Below are 23,692 nucleotides of genomic sequence, written 5' to 3' on the forward strand. Positions count from 1 at the left end.
GCGCGTTTAGGGCAGCGGGATGTTGGTCTCGGCTTCCTTCTGCGCCCGGCGTTCGGCGCGGGCGCGGGTGATTTCGCGCGCAAGGCAGCCCGACTGGCCGCCGGCACCCACCGTCGAGCAACTGCCGATGCCGAAGGCGCCGCTGTTCAGCGCATCCTCGGACCGTACGGCCCAGCTCTCCCGCTTCTGCGGCGCGCTGCTGTCCTCGCGCAGATTCTTCGGGATACGGAAACGCTCGGCCTCGTCGAGGCGCTGGCAGACGACGATTTCCTCGCCATTCTTGTTGGTCGGGCACTTGTCGTTGCCATAGATGACCAGCACGCCGTTCTGTGCGGCATTCTGGGCGTGGGCGGCGACCGGCATCAGCAGCGGTGCCGCAACGGCCGCGGCGGCGAACGCAATCCTGTTCAGCATGGCATTTCTCCTCGCAGCCTGTGTTCTATAATACCCGCGCATATCTGAACCCGGACTGTCATATCCGCTTCGACAGGGCAATCGCCGCGCGGCAGCCCGCGCGGATCAGCCCCGAGAGCAACGGATAGGCCGGCACGCTTTCCGCACCCGCGGCAAGCGCCGTGTCGCGATGCTCGATCTCTTCGTCGCGAAACCGCGCGACCGCCTCGCCGAGCTCGGGATCATCGCTGCCGAGCTGATCGAGCTGCTGGCGGTAATGCAGGTCGATCTCGGTCTCGATCGCGGCGGTGCAGGCCATCGCCGCCTGCGGCCCCATGGCCGCGGTTGCAGCGCCCAGCGCAAAGCCGGCGACATTCCAGAAGGGCTGGAGCAAAGTCGGGCGCACGCCGCGGCGGGCGATCATCGCGTCGAAAAAGGCGCGGTGTCGCTCTTCCTGATTGGCCATGCCGTTGATCGTACGTGCCGCAGTCGTGCGATCGCCCATCACCGCCAGTTGTCCGGCATAAATGCGCGTCGCGCCATATTCGCCCGCCTGGTCCACCCGGACCATGGTGGCGGTGTCTTCGCGGCGATCGCCTGGCTTCCAGCTCATCGTACCGGCTTTCCTGCTGCCAGCACGAAGATGGTGGCGGCACCGGCCAGCGAAAAGAGGGCGTTGAAACCTGCCAGCGAAATACCGAACAGCGTCCATTGCGGAACATCGCAGCGGATAAGCGGGCGGCGCAGCGCAGCGTTCAGCACGTCCATCGGCGAGCCCTGTGCCGAATTGGCCGTGCAGGCAGTGATCCCCTGCCACCAGTGATATTCGACGCCGGCATGATAGATGCCGATACCGCCGCTGACCGCGATCAGCAGCGCCGCCAGCAATACAAGCAGCCGCGACGGCAGCGGCGCCCGCACGACGAACGCGAGCAACGCCACCACGATCGCGGAGAGATGTGGCCAGCGCTGCCACATGCACATCTCGCACGGCACCAGCCCGAACAACTGCGAGCCGATCGCGCCACCAAGCAGCGCCGCCGGCAGCAGCAGGGCGATCCAGCGGGCGAGCCCCGGTCCGTTGCGCGGCATTGTCACTTCCCCTTGCTGGCAAGGCCGGTCTTGGGCCCGAGCCGGCCGATCGTCTGCAGCGCGTAATAAAGCTGGAAGTCGTCGATGCCCTTCTTCTTCAGCTCGTCGGCGGTCGCCGAAAAGCGCGGATCGGTCTTGCTGTCCTGTTCCAGCGTGCCGTCATCGACCTTTTCCTGGTTGATCAGGTGGCGGCGCAGATCCGCCTCGCGCAGCTCAGGCCGCGTCTTGTAGTCGGGATCGGAAAGCTGCGGCACGAGGATGTCGGGCTTGATGCCGCCTTCCTGCACCGAATGGCCCGACGGCGTGTAATAGCGTGCGGTGGTAAGCCGCAGCGCCGCGCGCGGCCCCATCGGCAGGATCGTCTGCACCGATCCCTTGCCGAAGCTCCGCACGCCCATCACCAGCGCGCGGTGCTGGTCCTGCAGCGCGCCCGCGACGATTTCGGAGGCCGAGGCCGTGCCCGAATCGACCAGCACCACTACCGGCAGCCCCTTGGCGAGATCGCCCGGGAACATGCTTTCGGCATAATAGCGCTCGATATCGGTCTTCTCGCGCCCGCGCTGCGAGACGATCTCACCATGGTTGAGGAACACGTCGGACACGCCGATCGCCTCGGTCAGCAGGCCGCCGCCATTGTTGCGCAAGTCAACGATATAGCCGAGCGGCTTGTGCCCCAGCTTCTTGTCGATCGACTGGATCGCCAGCGCCGTGTCGCCGCCGGTATGCGCAGTGAAGGTGGTGATGCGGATGACGCCGACACCGTCCTTCACGTCCCACTTCACCGGCTTCTGGACGATGATCTCGCGGGTCAGGGTGAATTGCAGCGGCTTGGGCGCGCCGGGGCGCACCACCGTCAGCGTGATTTTGGTGCCCGGCTGGCCGCGCATCTGCTCGATCGCCTCGTCGAGGCTGCCGCCGACGATGAACTTGCCGTCGAGATGGGTGATGAAGTCGCCCGGCTTGATGCCCGCGCGCGCCGCAGGCGTGTCGTCGGCAGGGGCAATCACCTTCACCGCGCCGTCTTCCTGCGTCACGGTGAGGCCCAGCCCGCCATAATTGCCTTCGGTCTGGATCTTCAGATTGTCGAAATCGAGCCCGTCGGCATAGCTCGAATGCGGATCGAGCGCCGCGAGCATGCCCTGGATGGCGCCCTTGACCAGCGTCTTGTCGTCGACCTTGTCGACGTAATTCGCCTTCACCTGGTTGTAGACTTCCATGAAGGTGTCCAGCTCGCGGTAGCTGCTGGTGTCGACCCCGGCCATGGCGCCGGACGTGATGGGAATGAGTGCGAGCGCGCCAACGGCGGCGGTAACCTGAAGAAACGGACGCAGCATCAAGGAACTTTCCGGAAAGGCATGCAAGCTTGTCTGCCAGACGATAACGGCTTTTGCACTAGCTGTCAGTCGAGCATTTGGGTCAGGTCCATGGGCTGGCCGCGGCGGCGCAGCTCCACGGTGATGCGCGGATCGCCGCTGGCCGGCGCCTTGCCCAGTGCAGCGCCCGGCCCGACCCGTTCGCCGACATGCACCGCCACCGTGCCCAGCCCCGACACCAGGCTGGTCCAGCCCTTGCCATGGTCGACGATCACCACGCCGCCATAGTCGCGGAACGGCCCGGCATAGGCTATCGTCCCCGCCGCCGGCGCGGTGACCGCTGCGGCCGGTGCGACGACGAAGCTGAGCCCGCGCGCGCGCACCCCGGCATCGGACAGCGCGCCAAAGCCGGTGACCAGCCGGCCGGCGACCGGCAGGCGATAGGGCGAGGCGGGCAGCGGCGCGGCGGCGGCGGTACCCGGGCGCGGGAGTGGACCGGGCAGCCCGATCAGATCCGCCTGCACCTGCGCTACCGTCTCGCGCAGCTCCATCTGGCCGGCAAGGTCGCGTGCCTGCTCACCCAGCGCCAGTGCCTTGTCCGATTCCGCAAGCGCGCTGCGGCCCAGCGCTGCCGAACGCAGGCGGTGCTGCGCCTCCAGGTCTAGCGCGGCCAGCCGCTGCCGTTCGAGCCGGCTACGGCTTGCCTGCAGGTCCGCCACCGCCCGCGCGGCTGCGTCGCGCAGCCCCCGCGACTTGTCGAGATCGGCACGCACGCCCGCGCTGCGCGCCTGCGCGGCGGGCATTACCGTTGCCAGTACCGCGCGAACATGCACCATGTCCTCCGTCGAACCGGGCTGGGCCAGCGCCAGCATCGGCGGCCGCCGCGCCATGGCCTGCAATGCCGCGAGCAGACGCAGCACCGGCCCCTGCTTTTCCGCCAGCAGCGTCCGCTGGCGCGCGACGAGCCTGTCGAGGATCGCAATTCGCGCCTGGGCGGCGGCGAGGTCGGCCTCGGCCGCCTTGATCCGCTCGGCCGCAGCCGCTTCCTCACCGCGCGCGCGGGCGGCCTGATCGCGTTCCTGTGCCGCTGCCCGCTCCAGCGCACGGGCGCGCGCCTCGGCCGCCTTGGCATCGGCGGTCGCAGCGAGCAGGCGCTGGCTCTCCGCCGTTGTCGGATCGGGCGCAGCCCGGCCCAGCGCGCCGACCAGCATGATTCCAGCCAGCGCGACCAGCAGGATCAGGCTGCGTGCCGGCCCCATGAATCAGCCTTCGCGGTGATAGGGATGGTTGGCAAGGATCGACGCCGCCCGCCACAATTGCTCGGCCAGCATCGCGCGCGCCAGCATGTGGGGCCAGGTAGCCTTGCCGAACGACAGCAGCAGGTCCGCCTGGGCGCGGTCGGCATCGTCGAAGCCGTCGGCGGCGCCGATCAGGAAGCGCAGTTCGCGCACCCCGTCGTCACGCCAGGTGCCGATTCGCTGGGCCAGCATGCGCGAGGGCAGATTCTCGCCCAGTTCGTCGAGCATTACGATCCGCGTACCCGGCGCCGCAGCCGGCATCTTGCCCCCGGTATCGGGCAGTTCGGTAACGCGCACCGGCCAGGTAAGCCGCTTCAGATAGCGGTCTACCAGCTCCGCCTCCGGGCTGCGCCCGATCCGGCCGCGCGCGACGATGTGCAGCAGCATGAAGGGCGTCCGGCGCGGCAGCAGTTCAGCGGATCAGGCCTGACCCGCTTCGCCGAAGGACCACATCCGCTCCAGATTGTAGAAGCTGCGGACCTCGGGGCGGAACAGGTGGACGATCACGTCGCCCGCATCGATCAGCACCCAGTCGGCCGTGGGCAGACCCTCGACGCGCGGCGTGCGGCCCTGTTCGGCCTTGATCTTGTCGGCCAGCTTCATCGCCATCGAGGCGACCTGCCGGGTCGAACGGCCCGATGCGATCACCATGTAATCGGCGATGCTGCTCTTGCCGGCGAGCGGGATCGAGACGGTTTCCACCGCCTGATCGTCCTCCAGCGAGGTGAGCACGAGCCTATGCAGCGCTGCGACGCCATCGGCATCGGGCGAACGCAACATATTGGGGGATGTGGCCAAGGTTGCTCCTAGTCTAGCGACTGTCTGTGCCAAGTGATGGAGACGGCGTCGGACCCTTCATCTCCGTATCCCGAAGAGTGCCGAGGAATCGCCGGTGCCAGGCAGGATCGGCAGCCCGAAGGCGCGTTGCCGAGGTAGGATCGGGGCGGAAGCGCAACAGCACAAGTGCCGGCAATCTCCATCGCGTCCAATGTTTCGCCTGGCCTGCGGGCCGCACAGCGCGCCGCAGCCAACCCATTGCAGGACTTGCATGGGCAGGGCGATCATAACCCGGACGGGCCACAACCGCAATCGGAACCTGTCGCGCGATATGGCGCCACCGCTCCCAGCGGTGAAACTGCGCCAGATTGTCGGCGCCCATCAGCCAGATGAAGCGATGATTGGGATAGAGGCGGGGCAATTTGGTGAGCGTATCGGCCGTGTAGCGGGTCTTGAGGCGCTTCTCGACGGCGGTCACCCGAATCGGCGCATGCCGGGCCATCGCCCGCGCCGATGCGATCCGCGCCTTGAACGGCGCCATGCCGGCCTTGTCTTTCAGCGGATTGCCCGGCGAGACCATCCACCACACTTCGTCCAGATCGAGCGCGCGCAGGGCATGCAGCGACAGCCGCCGATGCCCGCGATGCGCCGGATTGAACGACCCGCCGAGAAGACCGATGCGTTTCAACAAGCGACGAGCCAGTCTTCGCGTTCGTGGCGGGTACGCAGGATCTCTAGCCTCTCGTCTCTCAGTCGATAGAGGAGCACGTACGGCGTTTCATGCACATGGAGAATGCGTATACCCGCACCCATGCCCGCCGGACGGCCCAAATGCGGAAATCGGGTCAAGGACTCGGCACGCTCGCGAAGCTTCCCAAGGCGACGCTCCGCCAGCTCCGGGGTCCGATGCTCCGAAAGCCAGAGGTCGATTGCCTGAAGGTCGCTGACTGCCGGCGTGGTCCAGACTAATTCTGGCATCGCTGCCGATGCCGCTCGATCATCGCATCGAGTTCCGCCATCACCCGCGCGTGCGGTACGACATCGCCGCGGTCCGCTGCGTCGATTCCCTCCTGAACGAAAGCGCGGTAATCCGCTTCCGTCTCCGCAACGCGCTGGATTGCCTCAGCAGCAAATGCCGCGACGCTACGACCCTGCCAGGCAGCCACCTGCTCCACCATCGCCAGCGTCGCGGCGTCGAGTTCGGTGGTGATTTTGGCAGGCTTGTTCATGACACGAGTCTACGCTTCGCGCTTCAGTGCTTCAAGGCCGCGCCTGACCCGTCCCCAGCACCAGCCATTTATAGGTGGTGAGCCCCTCCAGCGCCACCGGGCCGCGCGCGTGAAGGCGGCCGGTCGAGATGCCGATTTCCGCGCCCAGCCCGAATTCGCCGCCATCGGCGAACTGGGTGGAGGCGTTCCACATCACGATCGCGCTGTCGACGCCGTTCAGGAACCGCGCCGCAGTGTCGGCATCCTCGGTCACAATCGCGTCGGTGTGGTGCGAGCTGTGCGCCGCAATATGCGCGATGGCACCCTCGACGCCATCGACGAGCTTCACCGACAGGATCGCGTCGAGATACTCGATATCCCAGTCTTCGTCGGTCGCCGGCATCACGCGCGCATCAAGCGCCTGCACCGCCGCATCGCCGCGCAGTTCGCAGCCGGCCTCGATCAGCGCCGACAGGATCGGGCGGGGGTCGGCAAAGCCGCGGTCGATCAGCAGCGTCTCCGTCGCGCCGCAAATGCCGGTGCGCCGCATCTTGGCGTTGACCGCGAGCGTGCACGCCATCGCCGGATCGGCCGCGCGGTCGATATAGCTGTGGTTGATCCCGTCGAGATGGGCGAGCACCGGCACCCGCGCCTCCGCCTGCACCCGCGCCACCAGACCCTTGCCACCGCGCGGCACGACCATGTCGATCAGGCCCTCGGCGGTCAGCATCGCCCCCACGGCGGCGCGATCGGTGACGGGCACCAGCTGGATCGCATCGGCGGGCGCGCCGCCCTGGGCGAGCCCGGCGGCGAGCGCGGCATGGATCGCACGATTGCTGCGGATCGCCTCCGATCCGCCGCGCAGGATCGCCGCGTTGCCCGACATCAGGCAGAGCGCGCCGGCGTCGGCGGTCACATTGGGCCGGCTTTCATAGATAATGCCGATTACCCCGATCGGCACGCGGACCCGGCGCAGCACAAGCCCGTTGGGCCGCGTGCTTTCGTCGATCACCCGGCCGACCGGATCGTCGAGCCCCGCCACCGCCTCGACACCGGCAGCCATGCCCTCGATGCGCTTGTCGTCGAGCAGCAGCCGGTCGAGCATCGCATCGGACAGGCCATTGGCCCGGCCCGCTGCCATATCCTCGGCATTGGCGGCGAGAATGGCCGGTCGTGCCGCCCGGATGGCAGCAGCAGCAGCGCGAAGCGCCTGCGCCTTGGCAGGACTCGGCATCGCCGCCAACACCGAAGCGGCCGCACGGGCGCGGCGGCCCAGATCGGCGATCAGCATCTGTGTGTCCAGCGTGTCTATGTCTGCCATGCGCCGGTCGCTAGCACGGATGACCCAAAGCTGATAGCCTTGCGCGCCATGGGGGAAATAGACGCAGCCGGCGAACTGGTGATGGGGGGCCTGCTCGGCCGCACGATCGAGCCGCGTGCGGGCGAGGCGCATGGCGAATCCCATGGCACGATCTGCCTCAATTGCGGGACCGCCTTGATCGGCCCGCATTGCCACGAATGCGGACAACCGGGCCATGTCCATCGCTCATTGGGCGCGATCGGGCACGAACTGCTGCACGGCGTCGCCCATTTCGAAGGCAAGATGTGGCGCACCTTGCCGCTGCTTGCCTGGCGGCCGGGCGACCTGACCCGGCGCTACGTCGCCGGCGAGCGGGCGCGGTTCGTGTCGCCGATGGCGATGTTCCTCTTCTCGGTCTTCGCCATGTTCGCGATCTTCCAGATCCTCGGCATTTCGACGCCGACCGATCTGGGCAATGTGAGCGCCCGGCCAAAGGCCGCGATCGAGCAATCGATCAAGCATAGCGAAGAAGCGCGCGCCCGCGCCGTTGCCAAGCGCGACAAGCTGGCGGCGGACGATCCCGACCGCGCCGACTATACGCAGGACATCGCCAAGGCCGATGCGGACCTGGCGACGCTCAAAAAGGCACTGGGCGGCCTCAACAATGTCGAGGTGACCACCGACTTGGATGTGCATACCGGGTGGCACACGCTCGACCACGGCATCGAGAAGTGGCAGCAGAACCCGTCGCTGATGCTCTACAAGCTGCAGTCGAGCATCTACAAATTCTCCTGGTTGCTGATCGTGCTGTCGCTGCCGTTCGTCTGGCTGCTGTTCTTCTGGAAGCGGCAGTACAAGATGTACGACCATGCCGTGTTCGTGACCTATTCGATCGCGGCGATGTCGCTGTTCCTGATCGTGCTGACGCTAGCCGGGGCGGTGGGTGTTTCCAGCGATGTGATCGGGGTCGTCGCGTTGGTCGTGCCGCCGGTGCATATCTGCCGCCAGCTGAAACAGGCCTATGGGCTGCGCTGGCGATCGGCGATCCTGCGGACTGCGGTGCTGCTCTGCTTCATCTCGATTATCGCGACGCTGTTCCTCGCGATACTGGCGCTGATGGGAATGACGGGGTGAGGCGCACCCGGCATGAGAAGCGCCGGCGCATCATCGCGTAGAGCGCCGTTTTCAAACTGATACCGCGCCGGGCGGCGGGGATGCGTTCCAGCTCGGCAATCAGCTGGCTGGCCGTCAAGCCGAAATAGGGATCGCGCGGCGGGCAGCTGTGCGGGGTTCGGCCGGCGGCGCGGGCGGCAGCGAGATCCGCACGATAGGCCGCGGCGATGCGCAAAACTTCCCGGCGGAGCAGCACCATATCGGGCGACAGCGGCGCCAGCGGCCCCTGTGCCTGCAGCGCATGGGCGCGCGCGAGGAATTCGGCGACGGTCATGGCCGATGCAGGCGCGGCCGCCAGCATCAGGGCACCGGCGATCACCGCGGCGAGGCGGGATCGAACGCGAAAACGCTCCCGAATGCGACCATCCGGGAGCGTTTCAAACCATTGCGTCCGGTTGCGGACCAAGCGGTATCAGGCCCCCTGCGGCGCCGGATTGCCGAACGGGCCCTTGGGCCGGCGCGTCTTGGGGATGGAGGTGCCGCCCGGCGCGACCTGCGTCTGGGTACCGGCAGTATCCTCACGGCCCACTTCGCCGGTCGACACCAGCCGCTTGATCTCCTCTCCGGTAAGCGTCTCGAACTCGAGCAGCGCATTGGCGAGCAGGTGCAGCTTGTCGATATGAGTGGTGAGCACGTCGCGGGCGCGGCCAAGGCCGCTTTCCACCAGCCGCTTGATCTCGTCGTCGATCAGTTGCGCCGTCTCGTTCGACATCGGCACGCGCCGCACGCCCGACTGGCCGAGATAGCTGTCCTCGGAATAGCTGAGCTCGAGCGGGCCGACCGCGTCGGACATGCCCCAGCGCGTCACCATGTCGCGCGCCAGCCGCGTTGCCGACTGGATGTCGCCCGAGGCGCCCGAGGAGACCTTTTCATAGCCGAAGATCAGTTCCTCGGCGACGCGGCCGCCCATCGCCACTGCGAGGTTCGCGTGCATCTTGTCGCGGTGATAGCTGTATGAATCGCGCTCCGGCAGCGGCTGCACCATGCCCAGCGCGCGGCCGCGCGGGATGATCGTCGCCTTGTGGATCGGGTCCGACGCTGGCTCATGGAGAAACACCAGCGCATGGCCCGCCTCGTGATAGGCAGTCATCCGCTTCTCATCGTCGTTCATCACCATCGAACGACGCTCGGGGCCCATCAGCACCTTGTCGCGCGCTTCGTCAAACTCGCTGCTCGCCACCAGCCGCTTGCCACGCCGCGCCGCCAGCAGCGCCGCTTCGTTGACGAGGTTGGCGAGATCCGCGCCCGAGAAACCCGGCGTGCCGCGGGCGATCACGCGCGCATCCACATCGGGCGCCAGCGGCACCTTCTTCATATGGACCTGCAGGATCTTCACCCGGCCTTCGATATCGGGCAGCGGCACCACCACCTGACGGTCGAAGCGGCCCGGGCGCAGCAGCGCGGGGTCGAGCACGTCGGGGCGGTTGGTCGCGGCGATGATGATGATGCCTTCGTTCGCCTCGAATCCGTCCATCTCGACGAGCAGCTGGTTGAGCGTCTGTTCGCGCTCGTCATTCTGGTTGCCCAGACCCGCGCCGCGCGAACGACCGACCGCGTCGATTTCGTCGATGAAGACGATGCACGGCGCCGACTTCTTCGCCTGTTCGAACATGTCGCGCACGCGGCTGGCGCCGACGCCGACGAACATTTCGACAAAGTCCGAACCGGAGATGGTGAAGAAGGGCACGCCCGCCTCGCCGGCGATTGCGCGGGCGAGCAGCGTCTTGCCGGTACCGGGCGAGCCGACCAGCAGCGCACCCTTCGGGATCTTGCCGCCCAGCCGGGCGAATTTCGACGGATCCTTCAGGAAGTCGACGATTTCCTGCACTTCCTCGCGCGCTTCATCGACGCCGGCAACATCGTCAAACGTGACCTTGCCTTCCTTCTGGGTCAGCAGGCGAGCGCGGCTCTTGCCGAAGCCCATCGCACCCGAGCCCGAATTCTTCTGCATCTGGCGCAGCACGAAGAAGGCAATGCCGAGGAACAGCAGGAACGGCAGCGACTGGTAGAGCAGGATCACCCAGACCGAGGCCTGCTCTTCCGGCCGGGCATTGATGATCACACCCTTGGCACGCAGCGTATCGACCAGCTTGGGATCGCCGGGATTGTTCGTGCGGAACTTGCCTTCGCCGGTGGTGCCGGTAATCGCGCCCGTTCCGACGGCAATGTTCACTTCCTTCACATCGCCTGCCTGAACCTTGTCCAGGAAGGTCGAATAGGGGATCGTGTTGCCAACGGGTTGCGTGTTGCGGCTGTCGAAGAACGTGACGAACAACGCCAACGCAGCAAGAATGCCAACCCAGATCAGCAGGTTCTTCATCCAGGGGCTGTTGCCGCCATTGTCCGGACCCTGCTGCTTGCCGTTATCGCTCATCGTGTGCCCAGTACCTTTCCACGCCCTAAGATAGGCGTGGGGAAGCCAATGACAATGGAACAACGTCGATCAGTGTGATCGTCGCGGCGGCGACGGGCGAAAGCGCCAGCGCTTGCCCGGCCGAACCGCGACTCCGGCCAGCGTCGCCCCGCGGCCACTGTCGAGCGCGGCGACCAGCCGGTCAAGTCCGTTACTTGCCGCAGCCGGCGGCAGCGCATCCGGCCCGGCTACTGCCGAAAGCGCGCGCAGCACCAGCCGACGCCGCAGTTCATAGGGAAGCCCGGCGACATCGAGCGTGACCACGCCGTCCTCGCCGATAGCGTGCCGCGCCGCCCATTCGCGGTCCGCCGCCCAGGCGAGCGCCGCTTCGGCATCGCGCAGGTTGCGCGCCGCCGCCGCCAGCCGCGTCGCCGGCAGCTCGTCGCTCGTGCCCAGCAATTGGCGGATGCGAGCGCGGTCGAAGCGGTCGGCCTGGTTCGACGGGTCCTCGACCGGATCGATCCCGGCTGCCGCGACGATCGCCGCCAGTTCGCCGCGCGACCAGCCGAGCAGCGGGCGGACCAGCACCGTGCCTTCGTCAAGCGGCCGCCGGGGCGCCATCGCCGCCAGCCCGGCCACCCCCGCGCCGCGGCGCGCGCGCATCAGAAAGGTTTCGGCGACATCGTCCTGCTGATGCGCGGTTGCGATCCAGCCGATCGCCGGGGAAGCGCCCGCCGCCCATCCGGCGAGCAGCGCATAGCGGGCCTCGCGCGCCCATTGCTGGAGATTGCCCTGCGGCCCGCCGTCCGGCGCCAGCACCGTGTGCGGCACGCCCAGCCGCTTGCAGAGCGACGCGACCCATGCCGCCTCCCCCGCCGCTTCGGGCCGCAGCCGGTGATCGACGGTCGCTGCGGCCACCGCGCCGGGGAAGGCGGCATGGGCGAGGAGAAGCAGCGCCAGACTGTCGCCGCCCCCCGAAACCGCAATCCCCAGCCGCTGCGCAGCGTCGGGGGTCGCCCCCGTAAGGGCGATCAGATCGTCGCGAAACCGCGCGACCGCCGGCGCATCGGGCGCGACGGTCAGCAGCGGCTCACTTGCACTTGGAGTCGGCACGTCCCTGAGCGACGCCGGCGCGCATTTCGGTCGAAAGCTGGTCGGCATAGAGCTGGTTCAGCTCGTCATAGACCTTGCAGACTTCGCTCGCCGGCTTCTTCAGCTTCACCAGCGCCTGCGCGAGATAATAAAGGCTGTCGGGCGCCCGCTCGCCGTTCGGATCCTTTTTGTAATTGTCGTAGAAGGCGACGGCCGCGAGGCTGGGTGCATTTTCTTCCAGATAGCTGCGGCCGACCAGGTTTCGGGCATAGCTGGCGCGGCGGTGCTTCGGATATTTGGTGGCAACCGCTTCCAGTTCCTTGCGGGCTTCCGGATAGAGCTTCGCCTGCCACAGGCGATAGCCATAGGTATAACCGTCCTCGGCCGCATCGCCGGTGTTGGGCCGCTGCACCGCCGCCAGCCGTTCGGCGCGCGCAGGATTAGCCTTGCCGCCGCTGGGCTTGGTGTTGCCGGCGACCGGTGCCGACGCCGCTGCAGCGGGCGCATCGTCGGCGCCATCGGCGGGCGCGGCAGCGGCAGCAGCCGCGGCCGACTGAGACTCCAGCGTCTTGAGCCGCGCTTCGGTGGAAAGCTTGTACGCCTCGAACGCCGACTGGAGCTGGCGGACGCGATACTGGTTCTGCTCGGCCTGCGCCGTGATCGTCTGGATCTGCCCCTCCAGCGCGCTGACGCGCAGGGTAAGATCGGTCAGCGGCGAGCTGGCCGGAATTCCCGGCGTGGTCGCATCGGGCTGCGGCGTGATCTGCGGTTCGACCAGCTGGCCGGCGCCGTTCGGGAACACCTTGCGCTGCACGGCACGCATCTCGCGTTCCAGCCGGTCAACGCGCGGGGCAAGATTGCCGTCGCCCTGGGACTGCGCCTGGGCCATGCCCTGAAAACCCAAAGCCGCCGTTGCCAGCGCCGCTGCAAGAAGGATGCGCATCGTCAAGAAACCCCGGTGTCGTTCAAAATCCATCCCCCACATGACGCTATAGCGGAGCGATCCGCCGGAACGCCACCCCTCAGACCCGTCTAAGCACGTAAACGGGTAGGTCTGCCTGGCATTTGCCGCCGATGGAATGGCGGCAAATCCCGAACGGCCCCTCAGGGATTGCTGCTGTTGCCGCCGGCAGCCTCGGGCACGGCCGCGCCGCCGCGATCGATGCTGTCGGACGCGCGCGGGCCCAGCCGGCGCTTGCGCGGGGCGTCGGCATCCCCAGTGGCAGCCGCCGGCGTGCCAGTAGCGGCAGGCCCAGGCTGGCCACGGCTGCGCAGCGCAGCCGCGCTCACTTCGACATCGATCGCCTTCTCGCCGGTGCCGAGCGGCGGCACTTCCGAACCGTTCACCAGCACCTGCAGCTTTTCCGGCCGGCCGGTGCGGACATGCGGATGATCGGCATCGTCGGGCACTTCATAGCGCTCGCCCTGCGCCAGTTCCTTCTCGAACAGCTTCTTGCCAGTGGCGTCGGTCACGCGGATCCAAACGGCGTCGAGCGCAACAAGCGTGACATGCTCGATCGCCGGAACGGTGGGGCTCGGGCTGGGCGCCGGCGCCACGCTGGGCGTGGGGCTCGGATCGGCCTGCACCAGCCCGTCGCTGGTACCAAAGCGGTCGCGGAACAGGTCGGTGCCGTACCACAGGCCGACGCCCGCCACGATCAGGATGGCGACGATAACGCCGAACCACATCAGCCCGCGGGGCGCGACCCGCGCCGGCTCGTCGAGCGGATATTCCGGCGCCGGCGTGCTGACCCGCTCATAGCTGCCCAGTTCGGCGCGGACCTCGCGCGCGATGACCACTTCGTCCAGTCCGACGGTGCGGGCATAGGCTTTGGCAAAGCCCAAGGCATAGGTGGTGGAAGGCAGGCCCGCATAGCTGCCGCTTTCCACTGCCTCCAGGTGCCGCTGGGGTATCCGCGTCCGCGCCGCAATCTCGGCGAGGTCCAGTTTCTGCGCCTCACGCGCGGCGCGCAGCTTTTCACCGGGACGGGCGGGGAACAGCGTGGGATCTTCGGGCGTCTCGCCTTCCATTCGGTCCTCCGGCGAACGGGGTTGCCTGGGTGCCGCCCGCCTTGCTCGTCGGGGATGTCCCCTGTTGGGCGTCGCCTGTCAACGCCGCCCTGCAAACATTCCGCCGCCGGATCAGGCCAGTTCGACGTTCTGCGCCGCCGCCCAGCCGGCCAGCGCCTCGCGCAGCGACCCGCGTGGGTCTGCGAGCAGACCCTCGACCGCCGCCGTCACCGCGCCGCGATCAAGCGAACGCACCATCGCCTTGATCGGCCCCACGGCCGCCGGCGTGATCGAAAGCCGGTCGATCCCCAGGCCGATCAGCGCCATTGCCTCCAGCGGCCGGCCACCCATTTCGCCGCAAACCGTAACCGGCACACCCGCGGCCCGCGCCTGGCTGCTGACCCGCTGGATGAAACGCAGGATCGCCGGGCTCAGCCAGTCATAGCGCAGCGCGAGCTTGGGATGCGCGCGATCGGCGGCGAACAGGAACTGGGTGAGGTCGTTGGTGCCAATCGACAGGAAATCGAGCCGCGGCAGCAGCAAGTCGAGTACCTCGGCAAGCGCCGGCACTTCGAGCATCGCGCCATAGCGTATCTCGATCGGCAGCTTACGCCCGCGTGCCGCCAGCCAGGCGCGTTGCGCCTCGAACAGCGCCCGGGCCTCGTCGAACTCCCAGGGTTCGGACACCATCGGGAACATCACGTTGAGCGTCTTGCCCGCCGCCGCCTCGATCAGCGCACGAGCCTGCGCCTTCATCAGCCCATCGCGATCGAGCGCGAGCCGCAGCGCGCGCCAGCCCATCGCCGGATTTTCCTCTTCGCCATCCTCGTCGTGGTTCAGATAGGGCAGCGCCTTGTCGCCGCCGATGTCGACGGTGCGGAACGTGACCGGCCGGTCTCCGGCAATGTCGAGCACGTCATGGTACAGCCGCCGCTGCGCCTCGCGCTGCGGCAAGGTGGCAGAGACGAGAAACTGGAATTCGGTGCGGAACAGGCCGATGCCGTCGGCGCCGGTCAGGTCGAGCGCCGCGATATCGTCGCGCAGCCCGGCATTGACCATCACCGTCACCCGGTGCCCATCCTTCGTTATCGGGGCTTCGCCCTTCAGCCGGGCAAAGGCGGCACGGCGCTTCTGGCTGAGCGCCAGCTTCGCCTCGAATGCTTCCTGCATTGCCGGGGTCGGGCGGATCAGCAGGCTTTCCTCGCCGACATCGAGCAGCAGCAAATCGCCTTCGGCCACCAGCCTGCGCACGTCGCGCACGCGGCCCAGGACCGGCACACCCATGGCGCGCGCGACGATGGTGACGTGCGCGGTCAGCGATCCTTCTTCCAGCACCACGCCCTTCAGCCGGCGCCGGTCATATTCGAGCAGTTCGGCCGGGCCGAGGTTGCGCGCGATCAGGATCGAATCCTGGCGCAGGCCCAGCTGCGCCGCAGTGCCGAGCTGGCCCGAGACGATGCGCAGCAGCCGGTTCGCCAGATCCTCCAGATCGTGCATCCGGTCGCGCAGCAACGGATCGTCGATTTCGCGCATGCGCTGGCGAGTGCGCTGCTGGACGCGCTCGATCGCCGCCTCGGCCGTCAGACCTGAATCGATCGCCTCGTTGATGCGCCGGCTCCAGCCTTCGTCATAGGCGAACATCTTGTAGGTCTGGAGGATCTCGTCATGCTCGCCGCCGCCGCCGAATTCGGCCTGGCTGGCCATGCGGTCGATCTGCTCGCGCATCTTGTCGAACGCGGCATAGACGCGGTGGCGCTCGGCCTCGATGTCTTCGGCGACCGTGTGTTCGATCACGATGCGCGGCTGGTGGAACACCGCCACGCCTTGCGCCATGCCCTCGACCAGCGGGAAGCCGCGCGTGTTGCCGGCGGTGGTCGGGTGCAGCCGGGTCGTGGCGGCCGTGGAGGCGTCGATCAGTTCGGCATTGGCGATCAACTCGGAGAGCACCATCGCCACGGTCTGCAGCGCCTCGATCTCGACATCGGCATATTTGCGCGGCTCGACATGCTGCACCGCGAGCACGCCCACCGCCCGTTCGCGCCGGATGATCGGTACGCCGGCAAAACTGTGGAAGCTCTCTTCACCCGTTTCCGGATTATGGACGAAGGCGGGGTGGCTGGTCGCCTCGTCGAGGTTGAGCGTTTCGACATTGGCGGCGATGGTGCCGACCAGACCTTCGCCCAGCCCCAGCTTGGTGACGTGCACCGCCTCCTGCTTCAGCCCGCGCGTGGCAAACAGCTCCAGCGCGCCTTCGCGCAGCAGGTAGATCGAGCAGACTTCGCTGTGCAGCGCCTCGCCGATGATGTTGACGACGGCGTTGAGCTTCGATTGCGCCGGCAGCCGCTTCGCCATCAGATCGTGAAGGCGGGTCAGGATTTCCCGGGCGGAGGCGGCTGCGGTGAGGGCCATGCGACAGCGCTATCAGATTGTGCGTGGCGCCGCCAAGCGGGACGTAACGGAAAAGGGAACGAAGTTTGCGGCGCGCTTCTCCGGCGCGTGCGCCGTCCGGCCTTCCTTCGTTGCAGTCAGGATCCGCCGGGGTCAGCCGGGGGCGCCTTTGCCGTCCGGGCAAAAACCTCGCGCGCAGCCTCGGCGCCGTGCATGAGCACGATATCGTTTGGGCCGATCTTCGCGCGCAGATCGTCATAGCCGTCGACCGCGAACAGACCCTTGTCGTCCAGCGGCCGCATGACGCCCCCTTGCGGCCGTTTGGGTCGATCGCTCCGGTAGAAGCGGAGCCCTTCGACCGAAGCCCTGATTTCGATCGTACCGAAGGTTCCGGCAAGGGCGGCCAGCCGGGCGGGATCGATCGTAACCGGATGAAGACGCGCGTCGACGGCGCCCCTGGCCCAGCGATAGTCGGCCAGCGCTTCGCCGGTTACGCCCGGTACGGATGCAAGATGGTCGAGCGCCGCGACCTGCGCCGCCTCCAGCGCCTTGTCTCCGGCAACCGCAATGTCGGGTTTTACACCAACACCTTCCCAGTTCGTGCCGCTGATCGGGTTAACGGGCCGATTATAGGACACGCTGAGCACGAATTGCGGCGCGACGGGAAATTTCTTGTTGTTATTGGCCGCGCCATAGGTGGTCGCGCCAACAATGATCGCCGTTTTCTCCTGCTGGGCGTTATAGGCGACGGCCTCGGCGGCAGATGCCACCCCTGCATCGACCAGCAGATAGAGCCGCTTGCCATTCCATGCAGGGTCGCGATCGCGTGATGCCGGCGCGTTCGGACGTTCCGGGTCCGGCGCCACGAAGGATTTCGCGAAATAGTCCGCGGCATCGCTGTTGCCCCCGCCATTGCCGCGCAGGTCGATGATGATCGCATCACCGTCACGCAGGAACCGCGCCGCATCGTCATAGACCGTGGGGGTAATCCCCGGAATCCATTGAAAGTGCTCGAGCTTCATGTATCGGATATTGCCCGAAAGAATCGCCAGATTCGTGATCCCGCTGTGATCCCGGATGGCGAGCGCGCGGCGATATTGTTCCAAGCCGTCACCGCGTTCGGGCGGCGCAATCATGGCGACATATTGGTCGCGATCGTTCGCCAGATACAGATGCCCGTCATGCGACGCTGCCTCCAGATCCTCGTTGATCCGGGTGACAAACATATCGGGGTCGGCAACGTCGTACCGATGCCTGAGCCTGGCCTGCTCAAGGCGGGCGAGGATCGTAGGGCGCATCGCTTGGTTGACATAGGTATCGGCGATATGCTGCTCGATTTCCTGGACCGTTGCCGCGCGATCCACACCGCCGGGCTGCGCCATCGCAGCCGTCGTGCCGACCCCCGAAATCGACAGTGCCAGGATTAAAGGCGCCGCGCGCAGGCGCGTGACCCTATTGTTCGGCATCCCCGAGTCCTCCAGCGGATAGTTCTACGCTTCTATTCCGCCTGGGGATAGCGGGGCAGAGAGCGTCCGCGCGTCGGCTCGCCTCCGAGAATCAAACACCATCGCCCTCCCGCAATCGGGAGGGTGAGGACTCACGCCGCGCGCTTCTCCAGCGCGTGCGCGGCTTCGGCCATCAGGGTTTCGATGATCGTCGCGACCGGCTCTTCCTTCGTCACCATGCCGACCGACTGGCCGGCCATCACGCTGCCATGCTCGACGTCGCCTTCGATCACCGCGCGGCGAAGCGCGCCGGCCCAGTAATGCTCGATCTGGAGCTGCGCCTCGGCCATGGCGATCGTGCCTTCATCGAGCGCCTGCGCGACTTCGCGCTGCTTGGCGGTGAAGGCTTCGGCGCCGGCATTTTTGAGCGCACGCACCGGAATCACCGGCAGGCGCGGGTCGATCTGGACGCTGGCGATGGCGTCGCGGGCGGAGGCGCGGATGAACGCCTTCTTGAAATTGGCGTGGGCGATGCTCTCGGTCGCAGCGGCGAAGCGCGTGCCGAGCTGGACGCCGGCCGCACCCATGTCGAGATAGCCGGCAATCGCCTCGCCGCGGCCGATGCCGCCGGCGACGAACACCGGCACCTGACCCGCCACTTCGGGCAGTATTTCCTGCGCCAGCACGCTCGTCGAAACCGGGCCGATATGGCCGCCGGCCTCCATGCCCTCCACGACCAGCGCGTCGACGCCCGAGCGGATCAGCTTCTTGGCGAGGCTGAGCGCAGGGGCGAAGCAGATGAGCTTGGCGCCATGCCCCTTGATGGCATCGAGCGACCCCGCCGGCGGCAGGCCGCCCGCCAGCACGACATGGCCGACGCCGTGACGCCCGCACACCTCGATCAGCTCGAACAGCTGCGGGTGCATGGTGATGAGATTGACGCCGAACGGCTTGCTCGTCAGCGCCTTGGTCGCGGCGATTTCGGCGTCGAGCAGTTCGGGGCTCATCGCGCCGCAGGCGATGACGCCGAAGCCGCCCGCGTTCGAAATGGCGGCGACCAGGTTGCGCTCGGACACCCAGGACATCGCGCCGCCCAGAATGGCGACTTCGCTGCCCAGAAATTCGCAACCGCGCGCCATGCGGCGGGCCAGGCGCTCGGCGCCGATCGAGGAAGATGCGTTCATGGGCGCCCGCCTAGCCCCGGCAGTGGCGCCGAAGCAAGAGGCTCGCGTCCGGCCGGCATCCGCCGATCAGGCGGCGACGTCGTCGGCGTCGAGACCATAGGCGGTGTGTAGCACGCGCACCGCGAGCTCGGTATAATCCTCCTCGATCAGCACCGAGACCTTGATCTCCGACGTGGTGATCGCCTGGATGTTGATGCCGCGCGCGCCGAGCGTCTGAAACATCGTCGCCGCCACGCCGGCATGACTGCGCATGCCGACGCCGACCACCGAGACCTTGGCGACGCGGGTGTCGTGGCTTATGTCGCGGAAGCCGATCGAGTCCTTCGCCTGCGCCAGGATCTCCAGTGAGCGGGCCAGATCGGCCGCCGGCACCGTGAAGGTCACGTCGGTCGCACTGGTGCTGCCGGCGCTCTGGTGCGCGATGTTCTGGATGATCATGTCGACATTGATGCTGGCATCGGCGAGCGGGGTGAAGATCGATGCCACCGCGCCGGGCTTGTCCGGCACCGCGGTCAGGGTGATCTTGGCCTCGTTCTTGTCGTGCGCGATGCCGGTGATGAGCTGGCGTTCCACGTCCTGAATCTCCTCTTCGCCCACGATCATCGTCCCGGGCAATGTATCTGCCATCGGCGCATCGTCGCCTGTGAACGACGACAGCACCTGCACCCGAACCCCTTCCTTCATCGCCAGGCCGACCGAGCGGGTCTGAAGCACCTTGGCGCCAACGCTGGCGAGTTCGAGCATTTCCTCATAGGTCACGCGCTTCAGCTTGCGCGCGCGGGGCACGATGCGCGGATCGGTGGTATAGACCCCGTCGACATCGGTGTAGATGTCGCAGCGATCGGCCTTCACCGCCGCCGCCACCGCCACCGCCGACGTGTCCGAACCGCCGCGGCCAAGCGTCGTCACCCGGCCCTCGTGCACACCCTGGAAGCCCGGCACCACCGCGACTTCGCCCGCATTCATGCTGGCGAGCAGCGCATCGGTGCCGATCTCGCCGATCCGCGCCTTGGCGAAGGCATCCGAGGTATCGATCGGCAGCTGCCAGCCGAGCCACGAACGCGCCGGCACGCCGATCGCCTGCAGCGCGATCGCCAGCAGGCCGCTGGTAATCTGTTCGCCGGCGGAGACGACGACGTCATATTCCTTGGGATCATAGAGCGAGCTGGCCTCGCGGCAGAAGCCGACCAGCCGGTCGGTCTCGCCCGCCATGGCCGAGACGACCACGGCGACCTGATTGCCCGCTTCCCATTCGCGTTTGACGCGCGCGGCAACGCTGCGGATACGCTCGATACCGGCCATCGAAGTGCCGCCGAACTTCATTACGATACGCGCCATGGCTGGTTGCTTGTTTCCTGCCCTTGGGAGAGATGGGCGAGCCTGATAGGAGCGGCGGATGCCGAACGCAACAAAAGCTACGATTGACCCCCGTGAAGCTGAACATTTCGGTCGTCTGGCGGCCGATTGGTGGAATCCGAAGGGGTCTTCGGCCATGCTGCACAGACTGAATCCTGCGCGGCTGGGCTATATCCGCGCGGCCGTGGACGCGCATTGGGGCGGCGACTCGAGCGGCTTCACGCCGCTGGCCGGCAAGACCGCGATCGATGTCGGCTGCGGCGCCGGGCTGCTCTGCGAGCCGCTGGCGCGGCTGGGGGCGCATGTGACCGGCATCGACGCCGCGCCCGAAAATATCGGTGCGGCGACCGCCCATGCAGCGCAGTCGGGGCTGGCGATCGACTATATCGCCGGCGGGATCGAGGACCTGTCGGGGCGGCAGTTCGACCTCGTCACCTCGATGGAAGTGATCGAGCATGTCACCGACCCGGCGGCGTTCGTCGCGGGGCTGGCGGGGGCGCTGGCCGAGGGCGGGCTGATGATCCTGTCGACGCCCAACCGCACGCCCTTGTCGCGACTGGCGATGATCACCCTGGCCGAGGGCACCGGCGCGATCCCCAAGGGCACGCACGACTGGAGCCGGTTCCTGACGCCCGAGGAACTGGAAACGCTGCTGGCGGATGCCGGGCTGAAGGTGATCGACCGCAAGGGACTGAGCCTGTCGCCCGCGCGCGGCTTTGTGGTGAGCGAGCAGGAAGCGCTCAACTATCTGGTCACCGTGGTCCGCGCCTGACGCCATGGCCGAGGTGAAGCTGCACCCGAGCTGGCTGGCGCCGCTGCAGGCCGAATTCGCCGCACCCTATATGGCGGCGCTGCGCGCGTTCCTCGTGGAGGAAAAGGCGAAGGGAAAACGCATCTTCCCGGCGGGCAGCGAATGGTTCCGCGCGCTCGACCTGACCCCGCTGGAGCAGGTGCGCGTCGTGATCCTGGGGCAAGACCCCTATCATGGCGAGGGCCAGGCGCACGGCCTGTGCTTCTCGGTGCGCCCCGGCGTGCGCGTGCCCCCGAGCCTCGCCAATATCTACAAGGAAATGGAGGCGGACCTCGGCATTCCGCGCGCGCAGCACGGCTTTCTGGAGCATTGGGCGAAACAGGGCGTGCTGTTGCTCAACGCCGTGCTGACGGTGGAGATGGGCCGCGCGGCGGCGCATCAGGGCCGCGGCTGGGAGCGCTTTACCGACGCCGTGATCCGGCTGGTCAACGCCCGCGCCGAGCCGGTGGTGTTCCTGCTGTGGGGCAGCCATGCGCAGAAAAAGGCTGCGTTCGTCGACTCGATCGACAAGGGCGGCCGGCATCTGGTGCTGAAAGCGCCGCATCCCTCGCCGCTATCGGCGCATTCGGGCTTCTTCGGCTGCCGGCATTTCAGCAAAGCCAACGCGTTTCTGGAAAGCATCGGCCAGAAGCCGATCGACTGGGCGTTGCCGGCGCTGGGGTGAGGCGTGCGGTCGGGTACGAGGCAGCTATCGCCGCCAACGCCGTTCGGCCGGAAAGGAAAACCTAGACTCAATCCTCGTCCGAGCTTCGTTCCTTAACCAAAAAGCTCGCTATGCGATCCAAGCCGCGCCAGGCTCAACACGCCCTCGGATTTAGCATAAATCAGCACGAGATCGGGCTTGATATGACAATCACGGAATCCCTTCCAATCTCCCTGCAACGGGTGATCGGATAACTTTTCGGGTAAGGCAGCATCGGTCACCAGCCGCTCAAGAACCGGGGTGAGCTTCGCCCCCAGCTCGGGATCAGTTTTCAGCTCGCGCTTATAATCCCGCTTAAAGCGGGTCGTCATTTCAACGGCCCGCATCAGAACACGTCCTTGGCAGGCTCAACGGGCGGCGGCATGGCCACTGCGGGAGCAGGCATAGGCGGAGACGGAGGGGAAGCCGTGACTACAGCTGGAGCGACAGCCAATGCAGGGAAAGGATCTGTCATATCCTTGGCCCCCACTTCCAGAGCCCACTCAACAAGCGAATTGTAAGTCGCCTCGGTCAAACCCGGCGTCTTCTGCTCGTGCAGATACCGCAACGTCAGGTGGGGATTCCAGATGATGGCGTTGCTCATCGGGCCGGACTTGCCAGCCTTGATGTCGATAAAGTGCAGTTCTTGCAGCTTCCGCATCCGGGTCGCCCAAGTATGCTCGCCGCGCTGTCCACCAAAACCTGCTGCGTTAGCCATGTCCTGAGCCTTGTTCAGCACGACGAACGAATTGTCCCACGTGCAGCACCACAACGTCAGGTAGGTGGAGGACACAGGAGCACCTTTGGTGATCTCGTCCATAGCCTTGAGAATCAAAGGCATCGTTTTGGGAATGGTCGTGAAGCCCTTGTTGGCTTTACGATTCCACAGGTGAGGCTCCACATTGGGCCAGTGCAAATCGCGGATGGCAAGTTGCTTCTTAGCAATCGCCCCCGCCTCCCGAACGCTCGTCATTGTCGTAAATCCCTAAAAATCGTCCAAAGACAGCTTGCACCGTCATTTTCAAATTTGCGGCATTTATCTATTTAAATCAATGACTTGGGCATTTCCTGAGCCGCAACGAGTTTCCCAGCTATCACAACTCACGCCGTGAAATCAACCGTTTTTGTTGCATCTCAATACTGAATTCTGCAACATATGTTGCATAGCCTGAGGAATAAGCTATTGAATAAAAATATTAAATTTGCATTCTTAGCAGTGCTGAATGTGCTACATGTCCTGCTACGTGCTACGGTGCTTCACGTCCTGCCGGATGGTCTGGAAGGGTTGACCCTCCCGGCTTCAGGGCTCATTTAGAATGTGTAGCTACAATGTGGCTACGAGTGATTGAGGGACGGATGATGGCTGCTGCCGAAGTTGTGCGCGCGCGCGTGGAAACGGGATTGAAGAAGGAAGCAACGGCCGTGCTTTCCGGCATGGGTCTGTCGGTGTCCGATGCAATCCGCTTGATGCTCGTGCGCGTCGTTACGGATAAGACTCTGCCTTTCGATCTCCGCGCTCCTAATGCAGAGACGCAGGCTGCTATGCGCGACATTCAGGACGGCAAGGTTACGCGCTTTGACAGCGTGGCCGACCTCATGGCTGACCTGAACGACTGACGCCAGATTGCAGATGGGCCGACAAGAAGGCTTGGGACCACGATGGGTTATGCTCGCCAGCAACAGCGGTCAGGAAATGCAGAAGTTGGGTCCCCAAGCATTATGGTGCTGAGACAAGTACAAAGACAGAACGTATCTGAACATGCTCGCTATCGACGCAGCGAAGGAAATCCTCCGGGTCGGGCACAACCGCGAGGTCT

The 23,692-nt window shown here is 66.3% G+C and carries 26 protein-coding genes; 4 read left to right on the forward strand and 22 right to left on the reverse strand.

Annotated features, from left to right (window positions below):
• Window positions 1-6: 6 nt before the first annotated feature.
• The 11 genes from ACT53M_RS08910 to ACT53M_RS08960 all read right to left on the reverse strand — a co-directional run bounded on the left by ACT53M_RS08910 (window position 7) and on the right by ACT53M_RS08960 (window position 7,402).
• Window positions 7-414, reverse strand: a complete 408-nt coding sequence (locus ACT53M_RS08910; protein ID WP_476232794.1) for a hypothetical protein — start codon at window positions 412-414, stop codon at window positions 7-9.
• Between the two features lie 58 nt (window positions 415-472).
• Entirely contained in the window at window positions 473-1,006 is a 534-nt protein-coding gene (locus tag ACT53M_RS08915) for a demethoxyubiquinone hydroxylase family protein (protein ID WP_476232796.1), read from the reverse strand.
• Window positions 1,003-1,485 (reverse strand): disulfide bond formation protein B, encoded by a 483-nt coding sequence (locus tag ACT53M_RS08920; RefSeq protein ID WP_476232797.1) that lies wholly within the window; start codon window positions 1,483-1,485, stop codon window positions 1,003-1,005. Before ACT53M_RS08920 ends, ACT53M_RS08915 begins: the two co-directional genes overlap by 4 nt.
• Window positions 1,486-1,487: 2 nt before the next feature.
• Window positions 1,488-2,819 carry a S41 family peptidase gene (locus ACT53M_RS08925; RefSeq protein ID WP_476232799.1) on the reverse strand — a complete coding sequence of 444 codons (1,332 nt, stop codon included), beginning with the start codon at window positions 2,817-2,819 and terminating at the stop codon, window positions 1,488-1,490.
• Window positions 2,820-2,884: 65 nt separating this feature from the next.
• Window positions 2,885-4,057 (reverse strand): murein hydrolase activator EnvC family protein, encoded by a 1,173-nt coding sequence (locus tag ACT53M_RS08930; protein ID WP_476232801.1) that lies wholly within the window; start codon window positions 4,055-4,057, stop codon window positions 2,885-2,887.
• Window positions 4,058-4,060: 3 nt separating this feature from the next.
• Window positions 4,061-4,483, reverse strand: coding sequence for a 23S rRNA (pseudouridine(1915)-N(3))-methyltransferase RlmH (locus tag ACT53M_RS08935; RefSeq protein ID WP_476232803.1), 423 nt, complete (start codon window positions 4,481-4,483; stop codon window positions 4,061-4,063).
• Between the two features lie 33 nt (window positions 4,484-4,516).
• A complete protein-coding gene (gene rsfS, locus ACT53M_RS08940; RefSeq protein WP_476233233.1) occupies window positions 4,517-4,876 on the reverse strand; it encodes a ribosome silencing factor in 360 nt (119 codons plus the stop codon).
• Window positions 4,877-4,907: 31 nt separating this feature from the next.
• Entirely contained in the window at window positions 4,908-5,561 is a 654-nt protein-coding gene (locus ACT53M_RS08945; RefSeq protein WP_476228404.1) for a nicotinate-nucleotide adenylyltransferase, read from the reverse strand.
• Window positions 5,558-5,851 carry a type II toxin-antitoxin system RelE/ParE family toxin gene (locus tag ACT53M_RS08950; protein ID WP_476232804.1) on the reverse strand — a complete coding sequence of 98 codons (294 nt, stop codon included), beginning with the start codon at window positions 5,849-5,851 and terminating at the stop codon, window positions 5,558-5,560. Before ACT53M_RS08950 ends, ACT53M_RS08945 begins: the two co-directional genes overlap by 4 nt.
• Complete coding sequence (locus tag ACT53M_RS08955; protein ID WP_476232805.1) at window positions 5,839-6,102, reverse strand: CopG family ribbon-helix-helix protein; 264 nt, start codon at window positions 6,100-6,102, stop codon at window positions 5,839-5,841. The genes ACT53M_RS08950 and ACT53M_RS08955 overlap by 13 nt, the downstream gene beginning before the upstream one ends.
• 31 nt (window positions 6,103-6,133) lie before the next feature.
• Window positions 6,134-7,402, reverse strand: coding sequence for a glutamate-5-semialdehyde dehydrogenase (locus tag ACT53M_RS08960; RefSeq protein WP_476232807.1), 1,269 nt, complete (start codon window positions 7,400-7,402; stop codon window positions 6,134-6,136).
• 48 nt (window positions 7,403-7,450) lie between these two features.
• On the opposite strand from ACT53M_RS08960, the gene ACT53M_RS08965 reads away from it, so the two are divergent.
• Window positions 7,451-8,515: a DUF3667 domain-containing protein gene (locus tag ACT53M_RS08965; RefSeq protein WP_476232808.1), complete on the forward strand. Its 1,065-nt coding sequence runs from the start codon at window positions 7,451-7,453 to the stop codon at window positions 8,513-8,515.
• Here the strand turns inward: ACT53M_RS08965 and ACT53M_RS08970 are convergent.
• The 9 genes from ACT53M_RS08970 to ACT53M_RS09010 all read right to left on the reverse strand — a co-directional run bounded on the left by ACT53M_RS08970 (window position 8,463) and on the right by ACT53M_RS09010 (window position 20,364).
• The gene (locus ACT53M_RS08970; protein WP_476232809.1) at window positions 8,463-8,960 is read right to left on the reverse strand and encodes a hypothetical protein; all 498 of its coding nucleotides are present in this window, start codon (window positions 8,958-8,960) and stop codon (window positions 8,463-8,465) included. The genes ACT53M_RS08965 and ACT53M_RS08970 overlap by 53 nt on opposite strands.
• 6 nt (window positions 8,961-8,966) lie before the next feature.
• A complete protein-coding gene (gene ftsH / locus ACT53M_RS08975; protein WP_476232810.1) occupies window positions 8,967-10,928 on the reverse strand; it encodes an ATP-dependent zinc metalloprotease FtsH in 1,962 nt (653 codons plus the stop codon).
• Window positions 10,929-10,997: 69 nt separating this feature from the next.
• Window positions 10,998-12,020 carry a tRNA lysidine(34) synthetase TilS gene (gene tilS / locus ACT53M_RS08980; RefSeq protein WP_476232811.1) on the reverse strand — a complete coding sequence of 341 codons (1,023 nt, stop codon included), beginning with the start codon at window positions 12,018-12,020 and terminating at the stop codon, window positions 10,998-11,000.
• Window positions 11,998-12,942, reverse strand: coding sequence for a tetratricopeptide repeat protein (locus ACT53M_RS08985; RefSeq protein WP_476232813.1), 945 nt, complete (start codon window positions 12,940-12,942; stop codon window positions 11,998-12,000). The genes tilS and ACT53M_RS08985 overlap by 23 nt, the downstream gene beginning before the upstream one ends.
• A 161-nt stretch (window positions 12,943-13,103) precedes the next feature.
• Window positions 13,104-14,030: a helix-turn-helix domain-containing protein gene (locus ACT53M_RS08990; RefSeq protein ID WP_476232814.1), complete on the reverse strand. Its 927-nt coding sequence runs from the start codon at window positions 14,028-14,030 to the stop codon at window positions 13,104-13,106.
• Between the two features lie 111 nt (window positions 14,031-14,141).
• Window positions 14,142-16,418, reverse strand: coding sequence for a phosphoenolpyruvate--protein phosphotransferase (gene ptsP, locus ACT53M_RS08995; protein ID WP_476232816.1), 2,277 nt, complete (start codon window positions 16,416-16,418; stop codon window positions 14,142-14,144).
• Window positions 16,419-16,534: 116 nt separating this feature from the next.
• The gene (locus tag ACT53M_RS09000; RefSeq protein ID WP_476232817.1) at window positions 16,535-17,863 is read right to left on the reverse strand and encodes a S41 family peptidase; all 1,329 of its coding nucleotides are present in this window, start codon (window positions 17,861-17,863) and stop codon (window positions 16,535-16,537) included.
• Between the two features lie 131 nt (window positions 17,864-17,994).
• A complete protein-coding gene (locus ACT53M_RS09005; protein WP_476232818.1) occupies window positions 17,995-19,026 on the reverse strand; it encodes an NAD(P)H-dependent flavin oxidoreductase in 1,032 nt (343 codons plus the stop codon).
• Window positions 19,027-19,092: 66 nt separating this feature from the next.
• On the reverse strand, window positions 19,093-20,364 hold the full coding sequence (locus ACT53M_RS09010) for an aspartate kinase (RefSeq protein WP_476232819.1): 1,272 nt from the start codon (window positions 20,362-20,364) through the stop codon (window positions 19,093-19,095).
• Window positions 20,365-20,422: 58 nt separating this feature from the next.
• Between ACT53M_RS09010 and ubiG the strand changes: the two genes are divergently transcribed.
• Window positions 20,423-21,154 carry a bifunctional 2-polyprenyl-6-hydroxyphenol methylase/3-demethylubiquinol 3-O-methyltransferase UbiG gene (gene ubiG / locus ACT53M_RS09015; protein ID WP_476232821.1) on the forward strand — a complete coding sequence of 244 codons (732 nt, stop codon included), beginning with the start codon at window positions 20,423-20,425 and terminating at the stop codon, window positions 21,152-21,154.
• 4 nt (window positions 21,155-21,158) lie between these two features.
• Complete coding sequence (gene ung / locus ACT53M_RS09020) at window positions 21,159-21,857, forward strand: uracil-DNA glycosylase (RefSeq protein ID WP_476232823.1); 699 nt, start codon at window positions 21,159-21,161, stop codon at window positions 21,855-21,857.
• Between the two features lie 92 nt (window positions 21,858-21,949).
• Here ung and ACT53M_RS09025 read toward each other — a convergent pair whose 3' ends face one another.
• Together ACT53M_RS09025 and ACT53M_RS09030 are read right to left on the reverse strand one after the other, a co-directional pair.
• Window positions 21,950-22,222 (reverse strand): type II toxin-antitoxin system RelE/ParE family toxin, encoded by a 273-nt coding sequence (locus ACT53M_RS09025; protein WP_476232825.1) that lies wholly within the window; start codon window positions 22,220-22,222, stop codon window positions 21,950-21,952.
• Window positions 22,222-22,848: a hypothetical protein gene (locus ACT53M_RS09030; RefSeq protein WP_476232826.1), complete on the reverse strand. Its 627-nt coding sequence runs from the start codon at window positions 22,846-22,848 to the stop codon at window positions 22,222-22,224. Before ACT53M_RS09030 ends, ACT53M_RS09025 begins: the two co-directional genes overlap by 1 nt.
• A 386-nt stretch (window positions 22,849-23,234) precedes the next feature.
• Between ACT53M_RS09030 and ACT53M_RS09035 the strand changes: the two genes are divergently transcribed.
• On the forward strand, window positions 23,235-23,492 hold the full coding sequence (locus ACT53M_RS09035) for a type II toxin-antitoxin system RelB/DinJ family antitoxin (RefSeq protein ID WP_476232828.1): 258 nt from the start codon (window positions 23,235-23,237) through the stop codon (window positions 23,490-23,492).
• Window positions 23,493-23,692 lie beyond the last annotated feature (200 nt).

It is taken from the genome of Sphingomonas sp. DMC6, from assembly GCF_056314225.1.

Excerpts from the sequence above, each read along its gene's own strand:
- ACT53M_RS08910 (WP_476232794.1), bottom strand. The coding sequence starts at position 414 with ATGCTGAACAGGATTGCGTTCGCCGCCGCGGCCGTTGCGGCACCGCTG.
- ACT53M_RS08915 (WP_476232796.1), bottom strand. The coding sequence starts at position 1,006 with ATGAGCTGGAAGCCAGGCGATCGCCGCGAAGACACCGCCACCATGGTC.
- ACT53M_RS08920 (WP_476232797.1), bottom strand. The coding sequence starts at position 1,485 with ATGCCGCGCAACGGACCGGGGCTCGCCCGCTGGATCGCCCTGCTGCTG.
- ACT53M_RS08925 (WP_476232799.1), bottom strand. The coding sequence starts at position 2,819 with ATGCTGCGTCCGTTTCTTCAGGTTACCGCCGCCGTTGGCGCGCTCGCA.
- ACT53M_RS08930 (WP_476232801.1), bottom strand. The coding sequence starts at position 4,057 with ATGGGGCCGGCACGCAGCCTGATCCTGCTGGTCGCGCTGGCTGGAATC.
- ACT53M_RS08935 (WP_476232803.1), bottom strand. The coding sequence starts at position 4,483 with ATGCTGCTGCACATCGTCGCGCGCGGCCGGATCGGGCGCAGCCCGGAG.
- rsfS (WP_476233233.1), bottom strand. The coding sequence starts at position 4,876 with ATGTTGCGTTCGCCCGATGCCGATGGCGTCGCAGCGCTGCATAGGCTC.
- ACT53M_RS08950 (WP_476232804.1), bottom strand. The coding sequence starts at position 5,851 with ATGCCAGAATTAGTCTGGACCACGCCGGCAGTCAGCGACCTTCAGGCA.
- ACT53M_RS08955 (WP_476232805.1), bottom strand. The coding sequence starts at position 6,102 with ATGAACAAGCCTGCCAAAATCACCACCGAACTCGACGCCGCGACGCTG.
- ACT53M_RS08960 (WP_476232807.1), bottom strand. The coding sequence starts at position 7,402 with ATGGCAGACATAGACACGCTGGACACACAGATGCTGATCGCCGATCTG.
- ACT53M_RS08965 (WP_476232808.1), top strand. The coding sequence starts at position 7,451 with ATGGGGGAAATAGACGCAGCCGGCGAACTGGTGATGGGGGGCCTGCTC.
- ftsH (WP_476232810.1), bottom strand. The coding sequence starts at position 10,928 with ATGAGCGATAACGGCAAGCAGCAGGGTCCGGACAATGGCGGCAACAGC.
- ACT53M_RS08985 (WP_476232813.1), bottom strand. The coding sequence starts at position 12,942 with ATGCGCATCCTTCTTGCAGCGGCGCTGGCAACGGCGGCTTTGGGTTTT.
- ACT53M_RS08990 (WP_476232814.1), bottom strand. The coding sequence starts at position 14,030 with ATGGAAGGCGAGACGCCCGAAGATCCCACGCTGTTCCCCGCCCGTCCC.
- ptsP (WP_476232816.1), bottom strand. The coding sequence starts at position 16,418 with ATGGCCCTCACCGCAGCCGCCTCCGCCCGGGAAATCCTGACCCGCCTT.
- ACT53M_RS09000 (WP_476232817.1), bottom strand. The coding sequence starts at position 17,863 with ATGCCGAACAATAGGGTCACGCGCCTGCGCGCGGCGCCTTTAATCCTG.
- ACT53M_RS09005 (WP_476232818.1), bottom strand. The coding sequence starts at position 19,026 with ATGAACGCATCTTCCTCGATCGGCGCCGAGCGCCTGGCCCGCCGCATG.
- ACT53M_RS09010 (WP_476232819.1), bottom strand. The coding sequence starts at position 20,364 with ATGGCGCGTATCGTAATGAAGTTCGGCGGCACTTCGATGGCCGGTATC.
- ubiG (WP_476232821.1), top strand. The coding sequence starts at position 20,423 with ATGCCGAACGCAACAAAAGCTACGATTGACCCCCGTGAAGCTGAACAT.
- ung (WP_476232823.1), top strand. The coding sequence starts at position 21,159 with ATGGCCGAGGTGAAGCTGCACCCGAGCTGGCTGGCGCCGCTGCAGGCC.
- ACT53M_RS09025 (WP_476232825.1), bottom strand. The coding sequence starts at position 22,222 with ATGCGGGCCGTTGAAATGACGACCCGCTTTAAGCGGGATTATAAGCGC.
- ACT53M_RS09030 (WP_476232826.1), bottom strand. The coding sequence starts at position 22,848 with ATGACGAGCGTTCGGGAGGCGGGGGCGATTGCTAAGAAGCAACTTGCC.
- ACT53M_RS09035 (WP_476232828.1), top strand. The coding sequence starts at position 23,235 with ATGGCTGCTGCCGAAGTTGTGCGCGCGCGCGTGGAAACGGGATTGAAG.